Origin of the sequence: Flagellimonas halotolerans (genome assembly GCF_035818535.1) — a bacterium.
Lineage (GTDB): Bacteria > Bacteroidota > Bacteroidia > Flavobacteriales > Flavobacteriaceae > Flagellimonas > Flagellimonas halotolerans.
The window spans coordinates 313,533-328,524 of sequence record NZ_JAYKYV010000001.1 but is presented as its reverse complement, the minus strand read 5'-3'; the positions used below and the strand labels follow the sequence as shown (position 1 = coordinate 328,524).

Annotated in this window: 14 protein-coding genes; 9 read left to right on the top strand and 5 right to left on the bottom strand. The window is 41.7% G+C overall.

Annotated elements, in window-relative coordinates; all coding sequences use genetic code 11:
• Positions 1 to 46: 46 nt before the first annotated feature.
• The 3 genes from VM932_RS01490 to VM932_RS01480 all read left to right on the top strand — a co-directional run bounded on the left by VM932_RS01490 (position 47) and on the right by VM932_RS01480 (position 2,365).
• A complete protein-coding gene (locus VM932_RS01490) occupies positions 47 to 1,831 on the top strand; it encodes a chloride channel protein (protein ID WP_326276815.1) in 1,785 nt (594 codons plus the stop codon).
• Entirely contained in the window at positions 1,828 to 2,088 is a 261-nt protein-coding gene (locus VM932_RS01485) for a hypothetical protein (RefSeq protein WP_163624135.1), read from the top strand. The genes VM932_RS01490 and VM932_RS01485 overlap by 4 nt, the downstream gene beginning before the upstream one ends.
• A gap of 82 nt (positions 2,089 to 2,170) precedes the next feature.
• A complete protein-coding gene (locus tag VM932_RS01480; protein WP_163624136.1) occupies positions 2,171 to 2,365 on the top strand; it encodes a cold-shock protein in 195 nt (64 codons plus the stop codon).
• Positions 2,366 to 2,420: 55 nt separating this feature from the next.
• On the opposite strand, the gene VM932_RS01475 is transcribed toward VM932_RS01480, so the two are convergent.
• Complete coding sequence (locus VM932_RS01475; RefSeq protein WP_326277122.1) at positions 2,421 to 2,870, bottom strand: nucleoside deaminase; 450 nt, start codon at positions 2,868 to 2,870, stop codon at positions 2,421 to 2,423.
• Positions 2,871 to 2,920: 50 nt separating this feature from the next.
• Between VM932_RS01475 and VM932_RS01470 the strand changes: the two genes are divergently transcribed.
• Together VM932_RS01470 and VM932_RS01465 are read left to right on the top strand one after the other, a co-directional pair.
• Positions 2,921 to 4,732: a 1-deoxy-D-xylulose-5-phosphate synthase gene (locus VM932_RS01470; RefSeq protein WP_326276814.1), complete on the top strand. Its 1,812-nt coding sequence runs from the start codon at positions 2,921 to 2,923 to the stop codon at positions 4,730 to 4,732.
• Complete coding sequence (locus VM932_RS01465; protein WP_326276813.1) at positions 4,723 to 5,781, top strand: DUF3078 domain-containing protein; 1,059 nt, start codon at positions 4,723 to 4,725, stop codon at positions 5,779 to 5,781. The genes VM932_RS01470 and VM932_RS01465 overlap by 10 nt, the downstream gene beginning before the upstream one ends.
• 8 nt (positions 5,782 to 5,789) lie before the next feature.
• On the opposite strand, the gene dgt is transcribed toward VM932_RS01465, so the two are convergent.
• Positions 5,790 to 7,148 carry a dGTP triphosphohydrolase gene (gene dgt / locus VM932_RS01460; RefSeq protein ID WP_326276812.1) on the bottom strand — a complete coding sequence of 453 codons (1,359 nt, stop codon included), beginning with the start codon at positions 7,146 to 7,148 and terminating at the stop codon, positions 5,790 to 5,792.
• A gap of 304 nt (positions 7,149 to 7,452) precedes the next feature.
• Between dgt and VM932_RS01455 the strand changes: the two genes are divergently transcribed.
• The 4 genes from VM932_RS01455 (at position 7,453) to VM932_RS01440 (ending at position 12,901) form a co-directional block, all read left to right on the top strand.
• Positions 7,453 to 8,667 carry a porin gene (locus VM932_RS01455; protein ID WP_326276811.1) on the top strand — a complete coding sequence of 405 codons (1,215 nt, stop codon included), beginning with the start codon at positions 7,453 to 7,455 and terminating at the stop codon, positions 8,665 to 8,667.
• A gap of 72 nt (positions 8,668 to 8,739) precedes the next feature.
• Entirely contained in the window at positions 8,740 to 11,034 is a 2,295-nt protein-coding gene (locus tag VM932_RS01450) for an inorganic phosphate transporter (protein ID WP_326276810.1), read from the top strand.
• Positions 11,035 to 11,072: 38 nt separating this feature from the next.
• On the top strand, positions 11,073 to 11,789 hold the full coding sequence (locus VM932_RS01445) for a DUF6503 family protein (RefSeq protein ID WP_326276809.1): 717 nt from the start codon (positions 11,073 to 11,075) through the stop codon (positions 11,787 to 11,789).
• A gap of 5 nt (positions 11,790 to 11,794) precedes the next feature.
• Entirely contained in the window at positions 11,795 to 12,901 is a 1,107-nt protein-coding gene (locus VM932_RS01440; RefSeq protein WP_326276808.1) for a glycoside hydrolase family 130 protein, read from the top strand.
• A 2-nt stretch (positions 12,902 to 12,903) separates the two neighbouring features.
• Here the strand turns inward: VM932_RS01440 and nadD are convergent, their stop codons facing one another.
• Genes nadD through VM932_RS01425 form a run of 3 tightly spaced genes read right to left on the bottom strand, consistent with a single transcriptional unit; the run spans position 12,904 to position 14,942 of the window.
• Positions 12,904 to 13,488, bottom strand: coding sequence for a nicotinate (nicotinamide) nucleotide adenylyltransferase (gene nadD / locus VM932_RS01435; RefSeq protein WP_326276807.1), 585 nt, complete (start codon positions 13,486 to 13,488; stop codon positions 12,904 to 12,906).
• A gap of 3 nt (positions 13,489 to 13,491) precedes the next feature.
• The gene (gmk, locus tag VM932_RS01430) at positions 13,492 to 14,088 is read right to left on the bottom strand and encodes a guanylate kinase (protein WP_326276806.1); all 597 of its coding nucleotides are present in this window, start codon (positions 14,086 to 14,088) and stop codon (positions 13,492 to 13,494) included.
• Positions 14,085 to 14,942, bottom strand: coding sequence for a YicC/YloC family endoribonuclease (locus VM932_RS01425; protein WP_326276805.1), 858 nt, complete (start codon positions 14,940 to 14,942; stop codon positions 14,085 to 14,087). Before VM932_RS01425 ends, gmk begins: the two co-directional genes overlap by 4 nt.
• Positions 14,943 to 14,992: the final 50 nt, after the last annotated feature.

Below are 14,992 nucleotides of genomic sequence, written 5' to 3'. Positions count from 1 at the left end.
TGTTAGCGGGATTTTTTAATACTTTTAATAGGTATTACGGACCTCCATGCCCTACAGCAATAAAAAACTGCTCACCCGCTTTTTAAAATGGCGATATAGAAATATCTCCAACAGGACCTTTATTCAGTTAATGAGTTTGGTCGTTGGATTTTTGGCAGGACTGGTCGCTGTTACCGTAAAAAACACCACTTATTTTATCGAGTCCCTTCTAAAGAAAGGAATCGTTTTCTCGGAGAACCAGCTGTACTTTATACTCCCGACGATTGGACTTACCTTGGTCTACCTCTATGTCAAATTTGTACATAAAGAACCTTTGCAACATGCGGTTTCCTCCATCATATTCTCACTCTCCAAAAAGAGGGGACTGCTCAAGCCAAAGGATATTTACACTCCTTTGATCACTGCTCCGCTTACCGTCGGTTTTGGTGGTTCTGTTGGTTTGTTGGGGCCAGCGGTAAAATCCGGGTCCGCAGTAAGCTCCAATTTAAGTAGGTTGTTCCATATTGATGCAAAAACCAGAACCCTTTTGGTGGCCTGTGCCTCAGCAGGTGCAATTGCATCTATCTTCCAATCGCCCATTGCCGCCATCATTTTTGCAGTGGAGGTTTTTACCTTGGATTTGACCATGATGTCCATGCTCCCCTTGCTTTTGGCATCGATTTCAGGGGTACTCACCTCCTATTTCTTTTTGGGCAACGAAGTATTGTTCAGTTTTTCCCTATCCGAAGGTTTTAAACTCGAGGACACTGCCTTTTATATTTTATTGGGGGTAGGTACAGGGTTCGCATCGATCTATTTCACCAAAATGTACTTTCGGATACTCTCATTGTTTAAAAAATTGAAAAGTCCAAAGTATAAATTATTGGTCGGTGGAATCGCCATCGGTATCATGCTATATGCCATTCCCCCACTCTATGGTGAAGGTTTCGGGTTTATAAACAACCTATTGGAAGGGGATCACCTAAAAGCATTGGGCACTACCCCATTTGATGCTTTTACCGACAATATCTGGGTAGTGATAGCCCTTCTGTTCGGCATCACCATTTTCAAGGCCATTGCCATGACCACCACCATCGGCGCAGGGGGAGCCAGAGGGATTTTCATCCCTACCATGGTCATGGGAAGCGCATTGGGCAATGTGGTTGCCAAGGTCATCAATAATTTAGGGTTGGGCTTCTCGGTCTCGGAAAGCAACTTTACATTGATTGGAATGGCCGGTCTCATTGCCGGGGTAATCCACGCGCCGTTGACCGCCATATTCTTGATAGCCGAAATCACAGGAGGATACCAACTCTTCGTCCCTTTGATGATAACCGCTGCCATTTCCTATTTAATCACCAAAAATGCCCTCGATTATACGATTTACACCAAGGAATTGGCCAAAATAGGGGCGCTTTTGTCCCACAACAAGGACCAAATGGTGCTCGGGCTCATGGAAATGGACGATGTCATCGAAAAGAACTTTAAACCGGTCCATCCAAAAATGTCCTTGGGCGAGATGCTGCATCAATCCGTATCCAAATCCAAAAGAAACCTGTTTCCTGTGCTTGATGATGAGAAAAAGTTAATTGGAATAATCGTCTTGGACGACATCAGGCCCATGATGTTCGACACAGAGATATATGACACTGTTTTTGTTAAAAATTTGATGCATGCTCCTCCAGAGGTTATCTTTTACGAAACGGACAACATGAAACAGGTAATGAAAAAGTTTCAAGACAGCGGCGCTTGGAACTTGCCCGTCATCAAAAATGGCAAATATGAGGGCTTCATCAGCAAATCAAAAATGTTGACCGCATATCGCAGAAAATTGATCAATTATTCCCAATGAAAATCAAACTAAAACATATCATTTTCCTTATCATGATAGCTTCTTTTGCTTCGATCTTCTATGGTCTTTCCCTGGATGAAGACCATCCGGAGGCCCAAAAATATATTGGAGGAGGTACCGTAGGCCTCTTTTTGGTAGCCATGCCTCTTTTTCTATGGAAAGAGAGCCAGGGCAAAAACATGAAAGATTATATGCTGACTAAGGAAAATATTAAGAAAATGCAAGAAAAAGAGCATAAAAAGTCAAAAAATCAATAATTTTCTTAAGATTTAAACTTCTTTTCATCCAATCAGCCACAAAAAAAGTTACATTCGTAATTTAACATTTATTTATTTTTTAATGACTGGTACAGTAAAATTTTTCAATGAATCCAAAGGTTATGGATTTATTACAAACGACGACACAGGAAAAGACATTTTTGTTCATGTTACGGCATTGAACGGTGTGGAATTGAACGAAGGCGACAAAGTAGAATACATTGAAGAAGAAGGAAGAAAAGGAGTGGTTGCTGCACAAGTGCAAGTAATCGGATAACAATATTTTATTTTGATTTTGATTTAAAAACCCTGGCGATGCCGGGGTTTTTTGTTTAATTCAGGTTTCTTCTTTGAATGAAGAATCGCTTTAACAGCTCGGAAGCTTCCTTTTCCATTACTCCACCAACAACTTCTGTCCTCGGATGCAAATGCCCTCCCATAACGCTAAACCCGCGCTCTAGGTCCGAAGCTCCATAGACCACTCTCGAAATTTGGCTCCAATACAAGCCGCCCGCACACATTTGACAGGGTTCCAAAGTAACGTACAACGTACAGCCCTGAAGGTATTTTCCGCCCAAAAAATTGGAAGCAGCGGTAATCGCCTGCATCTCGGCATGGGCCGTAACATCCTTTAATCGTTCCGTAAGGTTATGGGCCCTCCCAATGATTCGATTGTTTGTTACGATAACCGCTCCAACGGGAACTTCGCCATTTTCAAAGGCAATTTCTGCCTCTTGCATGGCTTTCTTCATAAAATAGTTGTCATCAAACGGGTTCTCCACGATTTTTATGTCATTTTTCAAGAGATTGCTAAGCTACACATAAAATAATCTTGAGGAGAATCAATACTTTTGTTTTTTATCCATTGAAAAGGCTGTTACCACATATCGAATCCCCCGAAGACCTCAAAAAAATACCTTTATATGAGCTGCCCAAACTCGCCCAAGAATTAAGGGAGTTTATTATTGATATTGTTTCCACCAAAGAAGGACATTTAGGTGCAAGTTTAGGGGTGGTGGAACTTACCATTGCCCTGCATTATGTGTTCAATACTCCCAACGACAAACTTATCTGGGATGTGGGCCACCAAGCCTACGGGCATAAAATTTTGACCGGACGAAAGGAAATCTTTGAAACCAATCGACAGTTGGGCGGAATTAGTGGTTTTCCAAAAAGAACCGAAAGCGAATACGACGATTTTGGAACGGGACATAGTTCCACCGCCATTTCGGCCATATTGGGAATGGCAATGGCATCCAAATTAAAAGGCGATTATACCAAACAGCATATTGCCGTGGTGGGCGACGCCTCCATTACCAGCGGAATGGCCTTTGAAGGATTGAACCATCTCGGAGTGACCCATGTAAACGCATTAATCGTGCTCAATGACAATGCCATTGGAATCGATCCCAGCGTTGGAGCCCTAAAAAAATATCTCACCAATGTAAAGGCAGGTACCGCCAAGGACGAAAATATTTTTGAATGTCTTAACCTCAACTATTCGGGTCCTATTGATGGACATGATATAAAAGCCTTGGTCAAGGAACTGGAACGCCTAAAACATGTGGAGGGACCAAAGTTGCTTCATATCATCACTACAAAGGGGAAAGGGCTGAAACAGGCTGAGGAAGATCAAGTGGTGTACCATGCTCCTGGAAAGTTTGACAAGCTTACCGGGGAACGTCTGAAAAAATCTGGGCAGAATGAACCTCCAAAATATCAAGATGTTTTTGGACACAGCATAGTGGAATTGGCCAAAAAAAATAAAAATATTGTTGGAATCACCCCTGCCATGCCCAGTGGCAGCTCACTAAAATTTATGATGGACCAAATGCCCGACCGTGCCTTTGACGTAGGGATAGCCGAGCAACATGCCGTTACCTTGGCTGCAGGAATGGCCACACAAGGTTTAGTGCCTTTTTGTAATATTTATTCCACTTTTTTACAACGGGCCTATGACCAGGTGATACATGATGTGGCCCTACAAAAGCTTCCGGTTATTTTTTGTTTGGACCGTGCAGGACTGGTAGGACAGGACGGCCCGACCCATCACGGTGTTTTTGATATGGCCTATTTACGCTGCATTCCAAACTTCATCATTTTTGCTCCAATGAACGAAATGGAACTCCGAAATATAATGTACACCGCACAAATGGGGCTAAATAATCCCATTGCCATACGATACCCTAGAGGTCGGGGAACGAACATTGATTGGAGGAATGATTTTGAGCGCATTGAAATTGGTAAATCCCGATGTTTGAAAGAAGGTTCTGAAATAGCGGTACTTACCATAGGTCACATAGGTAACACTATCGCCGACCTTATTAAAAATTTAGATGGTTCCGAAAAAGTTGGCCATTACGATATGCGTTTCGTAAAACCCTTGGACAAGAATGCACTACGCACTATTTTTACCGAATACAAGTACATTATTACTGTAGAGGATGGTACCAAAATAGGTGGTTTTGGTTCTGCTGTTTTGGAATTCGCCAATAAGGAGGGATTGTCAAAACCTGTTAAAATATTTGGAGTTCCCGATCAATTTGTTGAGCATGGCACCATACCCGAGACCCATCAATTGGCTGGTATAGATTTTGATACGATACATTCACACATACAATCAACCTTAGACCAATGCGAATAAATTGTTTTTTGATTCTATTCCTTACTGTTTTCCTATCTGCCAATGCACAGATAACCCGTTTAAAGGTTTTTGAACCCGACAGTACCGATGCCGGTTTTAAAATTGTTCGCATCAAAGATGTTAAACTAAAATATCTTACAAGAAGTGCCAAGCTCACCGACCCACGCACCGTTCTTAACCGAGTAAAACCTTTGAGTATTTGGTACAACCGTTTCAAGCCCACGTCATTCTGGAAAAAAGTAAACAAATTTGGGCTTAACATTAGCGAAGTAGCTTTTGTGAACTGGAATGCAGGGGGGGACAACTCTGTTTCGGCACTTGCAAGTGCAGATTTTGCCAGAAATTATAAGTTCCGATATTTAAACTGGAACAACGAGGTTCAACTTAGATACGGCCTCAATGCACAAGAAGGAAGGAAACTAAGAAAAACGGACGACCAGATTCGATTGTCCACCACCCTAAGTTTTAGAAAAGATACCATCACAAACTGGTACTATTCCGTTAAGGCAAATTTACGGACCCAGTTTTCCAACGGTTATAAATATCCCGATAGAGAAAACCCGATTTCCAGGTTTATGGCTCCGGGGTATCTGTTCGTCGGTGTTGGTACATCCTATATCCCGCCCAAAGATCAATTCAACCTATATATATCGCCTGCCACTATGAAATCGACTTTTGTTCTGGACGAAGTGCTCTCCAATCAAGGTGCATTTGGTGTGGAAGAAGGCAAAAGCGTGTTTTTGGAACTTGGTTTTCTGGTCACCAATACTTGGGAAACCGAAATCGCAAGAAATGTATTGATGAACCACCGAATCAATCTGTATACCGATTATATAAGCAGTTTTGGAAACATTGATGTTGACTGGGAGTTGAACTTTAACCTTAAGGTAAACGAATACCTCAATGCCAATATCGGCACCCACCTCATCTTTGATGATGATACAAAATTTGATGAGGAGATTGCAGAGGACGGCACAGTTATAAACCCTGGCATAGCCCGTATACAGTTTAAACAGTTACTGGGCGTGGGATTGCTCTATTCGTTTTAGAGCCTGTTTTAGATTTTTCGCCCCGTTAATTTATCATGAATGTGCACCGCTGCACTATCGGATAAGCTGGCCACGAAGCAACTGGTGTTCAACAATATTTTATATATCGTAGTATCTGAATTCTGATAGTTTTTAGGTAAACTTTTGATCAGCAATCGGTCATAATTGGTATCCTCCCCCTCTTTTACATTGATCAGTGCCGTAGTGTACATGTCCAATAGATCGGAAATTATACGGTAACCTGCCAGTTCTTTATCGACCACTTCGGTAGATTGATAGATTTTTTCCACGCTCAACTTAATGATGTCGGCTACCTGAGCCTTGTATTTTCCTTTGTCCAACAGAGAAACATCAAACACTCCATCAAGGATTTTATCCTCGTTCTTCACAAAAACATCCACGGCGTCCCCGATTAAGGTGCTAATGGCAAGTGCCCTCAAATAACTCAACCGATCGCTTGAGGTGGTCATGGCATTATACTTTTTGGTGTTGATGTTGTCCTTCACCAGATTGATCAAATACTCCAACGCATATTCCTCTGGAATGAGCCCCAAGTTGATTCCATCTTCAAAATCGATGATAGTGTAACAGATATCGTCGGCAGCCTCGACCAAATAGGTAAGCGGATGTCTCAAAAATCCTGTTTCCGGATGATTCGGGTTGGGCAAAAGGCCAATTTCTTCCACTAGCTCATTAAAAAATGATTTCTCCGATTGAAAGAACCCGAACTTTTTATCCACGATACTTTTGGATGGTTTTTTGGGCAAGGAGGCTTTTGGGTATTTTATAAATGCGCCCAAAGTGGCATAACTCAACCGAAGGCCTCCAGGAACGCCTTCGCGAGATTCGGTCAAGAGTTTAAAACCATTGGCATTGCCTTCAAAGTCAATAAGGTCTTGGTATTCCGCTGCGGTCAGAATATCCTTGTATTGCTTTCCTTTTCCTTGTTTAAAATAGTTGCCAATAGCCTTTTCCCCGCTATGCCCAAACGGAGGGTTGCCAATATCGTGGGCAAGGGCCGCAGCGGCAACTATAGCTCCAAAATCATTAAAATGGTGACCGTGCACTTCAGACAAAAACGGGTATTTGGTCAAAATTTGCTGTCCTGCAATACGTCCCAAGCTTCTTCCTACCACCGATACCTCCAAACTATGTGTAAGGCGGGTATGCACAAAATCTTTTTGGGAACCAACGGCTATGGGCATTGGAAATACTTGGGTCTTGTCCTGCAAGCTCCTAAAAGCGGACGAAAAAATGATCCGGTCGTAATCCACCTCAAAACCCAAACGGGTCTCGTTCTGTTCCTTGCGTAATCGTTTACCTGTGTCGCCCTGACGTTTTAAAGAAAGTAATTGTTCCCAGTTCATACTCAACTATAGGTGCAATATACATTTAACCTAGATTATACACCAAGAAAACTGGATATCACCTTAGTAAGCAATGCTTAATGATTACTTAAACTTAAAATTACAGTAAAGAAATTTGGATAGCCCAATTTTGACAAGGATTTCTTTTACGGATATTAGTTTTTGTCGACTATTCTCAGAAATCTGATGGCTACCTTTTAAAAGGTAGCCATTTTATTAAAAATAACATCCTTAAAATAACATAGAGGAAATGTTAACTTAACATTGAGTACGGTTATTTGCAGCGACAAAAACTAGTACCGTTATGAATACCAAAAAGTTAGCCTTAATCGGCTTCTTCTTAATATTTACATACGCACAATTTTCTTATGCCCAAGAGATTTCCTCAACAAAGTTTGGCAAAGGCTTGCTTAACATAGTTGGCAAAGATAGTACTTGGTCCATGAAGGTGGGGACAAGAATGCAAATATTATCCAATTTTAGCTGGACAGACAATGGTGAAAACAAATTTGCCAGCCCAGAACAGAATTTTTTGGTGAGGCGAGCCCGGTTAAAATTTGATGGTTTTGCCTATTCCCCAAAACTCAAGTACAAAATAGAGCTTGGCCTTTCCAATAGGGATCTTTCTGGAGGCTCCGAATTTACAAGAAATACACCTCGATACATTTTAGATGCTGTTGTAATGTGGAATTTTTACCAAAACTTTGAGCTTTGGTTTGGACAAACAAAGTTGCCGGGCAATATTGAAAGGGTCATCTCATCCGGAAACCTTCAGCAAGTGGATAGATCTCTATTAAATAGCAGATTTACTATTGACAGGGATATGGGCTTTCAGCTCAGGCATCATTTTTATTTGGGCAACAAGTTCTTGGTACGCGAAAAATTCGCCCTATCCCAAGGCGATGGAAGAAATGTTACCGAAGGTAATTTAGGAGGGCATCAATACACCACAAGACTAGAGTTATTGCCCTTTGGAAGGTTCACGGCCAAAGGGGATTATAAAGGAGCTGACCTAAGCCGGGAAGCTACCCCAAAATTAATGGTCGCAGCCACATACGATCTAAATAACAATGCCGTAAAAACCCGAAGCAACATGGGAAACTTTATGTTCAATGATACCGGGCTCTACCAAACCAATATTTCCACCTTGTTTTTGGATTTCATGTTCAAGTACAATGGATTTTCCCTGATGGGCGAATATGCAAATCGTGATGCGGACAACCCGATAGCCGTAAACTCGGACAATACCGAAACAGGGGATGTTGTTCAAGTGGGAAGGGGGCTCAATCTTCAATCGGGTTACCTGTTTAAAAATAATTGGGAAGTATCTGCCAGATACACCAACATTAAATTGGATTACGGCATAACCGGTAAAACACCTGAAACACAATACACCTTAGGGCTCTCAAAATACATTGTGGGCCATAAGCTAAAGGTTCAAAGCGATTTAAGCTATTTAAATATAGATGATGGATTTGATACATTAATGTATCGTTTACAAGTAGAGGTACATTTTTAAAAAATAACCTTAACATAACTTATTAAAAGGTCATTTCTGTAGATATTTGAAAAATTTTTCTGAATTTTAATTATGGACAACATTTATTTTTTGATTCTGGTCGCTTTGGGCATTTTAGCTATAGCCGACCTTGTTGTTGGTGTAAGCAATGATGCAGTTAACTTTCTTAATTCTGCCATAGGCTCCAAGGCCATTTCATTTAAGACCATTATGATTGTTGCCAGCTTGGGAATTGCATGTGGTGCCATTTTCTCAAGCGGGCTTATGGAAGTTGCCAGGAAAGGTATATTTAATCCCGGCGAGTTTTACTTTGACGAAATCATGTTCATTTTTATGGCCGTGATGATAACGGACATTCTGTTGCTGGATTTCTTCAACACATTGGGAATGCCCACCTCCACCACAGTTTCCATAGTTTTCAACCTCTTGGGTGCGGCCGTTGCCATGGCCATATTAAAAATAGCGGATGTAAACGGCAATTTCTCCGATGTTGTCAATTACATCAACACCGAAAAGGCCATTGAGATAATCATTGGTATACTGTCCTCAGTGGTAATAGCCTTTACCATTGGTGCCTTTGTACAATGGGTATCAAGGGTATTGTTATCCTATCAATTTCAGAAAAAAGCAAAGTGGGTCGGAGCCATTTTTGCTGGAATAGCGCTATCGGCAATATCCTATTTTATATTATTAAAAGGTATAAAAGGAACTCCTTTTGCCGATCAAACCTATGGTTTTATTGGCGGTATTACGATCAAAGACTTTTTAGAGACCGAAATTTACAAAGTTGCATTGATCAACTTTGCCTTTTGGGCCCTCCTATCCTATTTACTTATCCAGTTTGCCAAGGTCAATATGTACAAAGTTATCATTGGAGTGGGAACTTTTGCCCTGGCCCTAGCCTTTGCCGGAAACGACCTTGTTAACTTTATCGGTGTGCCCATCGCGGCATGGCAATCGTACCAAGCATGGGTTGGTTCTGGAGTCGCTGCCTCTGAATTTAGTATGGGAATCTTGGCCACTAAAGTCGAAACCCCAACAATACTGCTGTTCCTTTCCGGAATGATTATGGTGGCAACACTTTGGTTGTCCAAAAAAGCAAGATACGTGGCCGATACCGAGATAAACCTGTCCCGTGAGGGTGAGGCCAAAGAAAAGTTTCAACCCAATTTTTTATCCAGGGGGTTGGTCAGGTTCTCCATAGGTTTGTCCACTTGGGCATCCACAGCAGTACCAAAATCCATACAGAATAAAATTGATAAGCGTTTCGAAAAACCTACCGTAAACCTATCAAAGGACAAAGTACTCCAACTACCTGCTTTTGATATGATCAGGGCATCCGTAAACTTGATGGTTGCCGGCATACTGATTTCGATTGCCACATCGTACAAATTGCCGCTCTCCACCACTTATGTAACCTTTATGGTGGCCATGGGCACGTCGTTGGCCGATAGGGCATGGGGGGCAGAAAGTGCCGTATACCGTGTGGCTGGTGTGCTCAATGTGATTGCGGGCTGGTTCAGTACCGCCATCATTGCTTTCTTGGCTTCTGGAGTAATTTTGGCACTCATCAGCTTTGGAAAAGGAGCAGCCATCTCCATACTATTGTTCGCCGCTATCCTCCTTTTGGTAAGGAACTATATTTCCTATAACAAAAAATCAAAGGAAATAAAGGTCGAAGATCGCTTAAGAAAAGCGGAGAGCAGCTCTATTCAAGGAGTTATAGAAGAAAGCGCCGCCAATATTGCCAATGTAATAAAACGGAGCAATAAAATCTATACCAACTCCATCAACGGGCTTGCCAAACAAGCACTGGACTCCTTAAAAAAGAACAAAAAACAAGGCAATAAACTTGCAATGGAAATAGAAGATTTAAGGGAACATACCTTCTATTTTATCAAAAACCTGGAGGAAGCCCATATAGGTGCCAGTAATTTTTACATCAATATTATGGGGTACTTGACCGATATGTCACAATCCCTGGAATATATTGGGAAGGTTAGCTACAACCATGTCAACAACAATCACAAAAAATTAAAATACAACCAAATCAAGGAGCTAAAGGAGATTGACCACAAACTGGAAGAAATTTTCAATAGCACCCAAAAAGCATTTGAGGAAAAGTCATTTGAGCAAATAGGTGTCATTTTGGACTCCAAACAAGAGCTGTATGATTTGGTTTCACAAAAAATTGATATCCAAGTGTCTAGGACAAGAACCGAGGAATCCAGCCCAAAAAACACTACGCTATACTTCTCCATTTTACTCGAAACAAGGGATTTGATCACAGCCATGATGAATCTTTTGGAGCAGTATTACCGTGAACATGATAGTTCTGTTGAACCTGCCACAATAGAGATAAAATAAAATAGTACCTTTCTCATATCAACTATTAAATTTTTGGTATGAGAAGGTATTGCTTTGCTCTTTTATTGGTAAGTGTATTGTTCAGTGCGCCAAGTCATGCACAATCCCTTTCTGCAGATGAAGTTCTGGAAAAGGCCATTGTGTTCCACGACCCCAACGGAAATTGGGAAAACCTAAACACCACTTTTAAAGTGGTGATGGAAACCCCGAGCCGTCCAAAACGCACAAGCATCATTGGAGTGGACTTTCCCAAACAAGGGTTCAGCTTGAACGTTGGGCAAAAAGGCAATTCCTACGCCTATGAATTTAACAGGGGTTCCTGTGAAATCACCCTGAACGGAAGCGAAGACTTTTCCGAAGAAGAGGCCGAAGAATTCCAACTGAATTGTGAACGTGGCAACTTTATGAAAGATTACTACACCTACCTCTATGGACTTCCCATGAAGTTGAATAACCCGGGCACACATGTAGACCCCAAAGTTTACAATAGGACATTCAAGGACAAAAAATATGTGGTTTTAAAAGTTACCTACGATGCTGAAGTAGGCACCGATACATGGTATTTTTATTTTGACCCAACCACTTACGCCATGGAAGTATATCAATTTTATCATGAAGAAAGTAAAAATGATGGCGAATACATCCTTTTGACTGGATTAGAGGAAATCAACGGTATAAAAATGCCCAAAACAAGAGCATGGTACCTTAATAAGGGTGATAAGTATTTAGGCACTGATACCCTGGAAAAAATTTAATATTGATGAGAACAACGTATTTTCAATTGTGCATTCTTTTATTTACATGCACTGGCCTGTTTTCCCAAAACAAAGAAAAAGATTGGATGTTGGGGCCATTTGAACGCCCCAAAAATGCCCAGCCTATTTTACAGAAAGATAGTACATCTACCTTTAAAGACCCCATAACGCAAAAAATTGTCCATTGGGAATCCATGGCCACATTTAACCCAGCAGCCATGGCCAAAAACGATTCCATTTATGTGCTATACCGGGCCGAAGAAAAATTGGGGGAGAAAGAAATCGGTGGGCACCGTTCCCGAATTGGAATGGCCACTTCGGCGGATGGTACTTTCTACAACAAATGGCCACAACCTGTATTTTACCCAAAAAACGACAATCAAAAAATCAATGAATGGCCAGGCGGTATTGAAGACCCACGCATAGTTGAGACAGAAGATGGATTGTATGTTCTTACCTATACACAATGGAACCGTAAAGTCCCCAAGCTTGCCGTTGCCACCTCAAAAGGTTTAGTGCATTGGGAAAAGCATGGACCGGTATTCCAAAACTATAAGAACGGTATTTACCACGAAAAAGAAACCAAATCGGGAGCCATAGTAACAGCAATTAAGGATGGTAAACTGGTTGCTGCAAAGATTCATGGAAAATATTGGATGTACTATGGGGTGCCCCATATTTGGCTGGCCACATCAACCAATATGATAGATTGGGAGCCCGTGGAAACCTACGAAGGCAAACTGGCGCCTGTTTTAAGCCCTAGGCCCGGTTATTTCGATTCTTGGCTAGTCGAAGCAGGCCCACCTCCATTACTTACGGATAATGGTATTGTGGTTCTCTACAATGCAGGGAATTCACAAAATATTGGAGTAAAGGAACTCGGAAATCGGATCTATACAGGAGGGCAGGCCCTTTTTGATGCCCAAGAACCTTGGAAGCTATTGGACCGTACCGAGAAACCTTTTATAAAACCCGAATTGCCTTTTGAAAAATCAGGCCAATATAAAGATGGTACTACCTTTCTGGAGGGCTTGGTACTCTTCAAAAATGTTTGGTATCTGTATTACGGAACGGCAGATAGCATGGTAGGGGTGGTTACCTCAAAAAAATAGCGCTACCTATAAAAATTCATCTCATCCATATATTTCCAAACGGAATGTGGGAGCATGGGACGAACATTTTTACCTGCTTTGTGTGCTTTGCGGATAAAAGTGGATGATATTTCCATGATAGGCGCATTCACCATGCTAATTTTTGGATGTCCCTTAAATTGATGCGCTATCTTACCGTCCGAGACCCTAGGATACACATAAATGGAATAATGTTCCAAAATAGCCCCGTAGTTCTTCCATTTATGGAAGCTTTTTAGATTGTCCTCCCCCATAATCAGCGAAAATTGATGGTCTTTTCCGTATTTGTCATCCAAATGGGCCAGGGTATTGATGGTATAATTGGGCTGGGGAAGATCAAACTCTATTTTACTGGGTTTTAACTTGGGGTAATCCTGAACCGCTTCGAACACCATTTGATAACGGTGGTTATTATCCAAAAGGGATTGCTTCACCTTAAACGGGCTTTGTGGGGTAATCACGAACCAAACCTCATCCAGATCGGAAAACTCCACCAGATGGTTCGCCAAGACCAAATGGCCTATGTGTATAGGGTTGAAGGTCCCAAAAAAGAGCCCTACCTTTTTCATGTTCTAATCTTCTTTAAGGGGCATCTCGGCCCCAACAAATTCGGCGACCAATCTATGGGCCTCATTAAGAGCTACATCGAGGTCGTAGTTCTTGATGATTTTATCAAACTGAGGGGCTGTGGCCAGCTCCACGGATGCCTTGGCAATCCGCATGTTTATTTTGTCGTCGCTTTCAGTGCTTCTTTTCTTTAACCTGATCTTGAGTTCATCAACACTGGGTGGCTTAACAAAAACGGCCAATGTTTTATCGGGAAACTTCTTTTTGATTCGCAGCCCGCCGGACACGTCAATATCAAAAATGACGTTTTTCCCTTCGGCCCAAAGACGCTCTACTTCACTTTTGAGCGTGCCATAAAAATTATCGCGATATACTTCTTCCCACTCCAAAAAATCACCCTCTTTTATGTGCCTTTTAAATTGGGAAACCGACATAAAGTAGTAGTTGACCCCATTCTTTTCCTTTCCCCTTCGAGGGCGGGATGTTGCCGATATGGAAAACGCCAAGTTCAGTTCTGGTTGATCCAACAGATGCTTCACAATCGTGGTTTTACCACTGCCTGAGGGTGCCGAGAAAATGATAAGTTTACCGCCTTCTGTCATAACACATTGAGCATTTGTTCCTTTATTTTTTCCAGTTCATCCTTCATCTGTACCACCAATTGTTGCATGGGCGCATAATTGGCCTTGGAACCAATGGTATTGATCTCTCTCCCTATTTCTTGGGAAATGAAACCTAATTTTTTACCATTGGAGTCATCGGAATTCAAAGTGGTCTCAAAATATTTTAGGTGGTTCGCCAGGCGAACCTTTTCTTCTGTGATGTCGTACTTCTCAAGATAATAGATCAGCTCCTGTTCAAATCTATTGGCATCCAATTCCACTTTAAGGTCGGCCACCGCTTTGTCCAATCGCTCCCTTACCGTTCCCAAACGTTCGGGGTCCATTGCTTTCACGGCTTCCAAAAGTTCGTTTAAATTCTTCAACCTGGCCACAAAATCCTCCTCCAGTACCTTTCCTTCTTCATTTCGGAACTCAACAATTTTGGAAAGGGCTTCGTCCATGGCTTCTATTATGGCCTTGTACTCCTCTTGGTCAATATCGTCCTTATCGGTTTTGAGGGTATCGGGCATGCGCAATGCCATTTCCATCAATTTTATATCGTCGCCCTTGGCAATATCGGCCAATTGTTCCATATAATTCTTTACCACACCTTTGTTGACCTCTGCTGTTGTTTCCTCACCCGTAATTTCAACATAAAGGTTAAAGTCTACCTTGCCCCTGTTCAAGGCACCAGCGATCATTTTACGCAATTCCAGCTCCTTTTCCCTGTAGAATTGGGGAAGTCTGGCATTGATGTCCAAACTCTTGCTGTTGAGCGATTTGAGCTCAATGGTGATTTTTTTGGAAGGAAGCTGAACTACATGCTTCCCATAGCCTGTCATGGATTGAATCATATATAAATGATAAATTTTGCCAAAGGTAACCAAAATAGGTTTTGGCTATT

What these genes read in the sequence shown, in the direction of transcription:
- VM932_RS01440 (WP_326276808.1), top strand. Translation starts at nt 11,795, where the DNA reads ATGAGAACAACGTATTTTCAATTGTGCATTCTTTTATTTACATGCACT.
- VM932_RS01425 (WP_326276805.1), bottom strand. Translation starts at nt 14,942, where the DNA reads ATGATTCAATCCATGACAGGCTATGGGAAGCATGTAGTTCAGCTTCCT.
- nadD (WP_326276807.1), bottom strand. Translation starts at nt 13,488, where the DNA reads ATGAAAAAGGTAGGGCTCTTTTTTGGGACCTTCAACCCTATACACATA.
- VM932_RS01450 (WP_326276810.1), top strand. Translation starts at nt 8,740, where the DNA reads ATGGACAACATTTATTTTTTGATTCTGGTCGCTTTGGGCATTTTAGCT.
- gmk (WP_326276806.1), bottom strand. Translation starts at nt 14,088, where the DNA reads ATGACAGAAGGCGGTAAACTTATCATTTTCTCGGCACCCTCAGGCAGT.
- dgt (WP_326276812.1), bottom strand. Translation starts at nt 7,148, where the DNA reads ATGAACTGGGAACAATTACTTTCTTTAAAACGTCAGGGCGACACAGGT.
- VM932_RS01445 (WP_326276809.1), top strand. Translation starts at nt 11,073, where the DNA reads ATGAGAAGGTATTGCTTTGCTCTTTTATTGGTAAGTGTATTGTTCAGT.
- VM932_RS01465 (WP_326276813.1), top strand. Translation starts at nt 4,723, where the DNA reads ATGCGAATAAATTGTTTTTTGATTCTATTCCTTACTGTTTTCCTATCT.
- VM932_RS01455 (WP_326276811.1), top strand. Translation starts at nt 7,453, where the DNA reads ATGAATACCAAAAAGTTAGCCTTAATCGGCTTCTTCTTAATATTTACA.
- VM932_RS01485 (WP_163624135.1), top strand. Translation starts at nt 1,828, where the DNA reads ATGAAAATCAAACTAAAACATATCATTTTCCTTATCATGATAGCTTCT.
- VM932_RS01490 (WP_326276815.1), top strand. Translation starts at nt 47, where the DNA reads ATGCCCTACAGCAATAAAAAACTGCTCACCCGCTTTTTAAAATGGCGA.
- VM932_RS01480 (WP_163624136.1), top strand. Translation starts at nt 2,171, where the DNA reads ATGACTGGTACAGTAAAATTTTTCAATGAATCCAAAGGTTATGGATTT.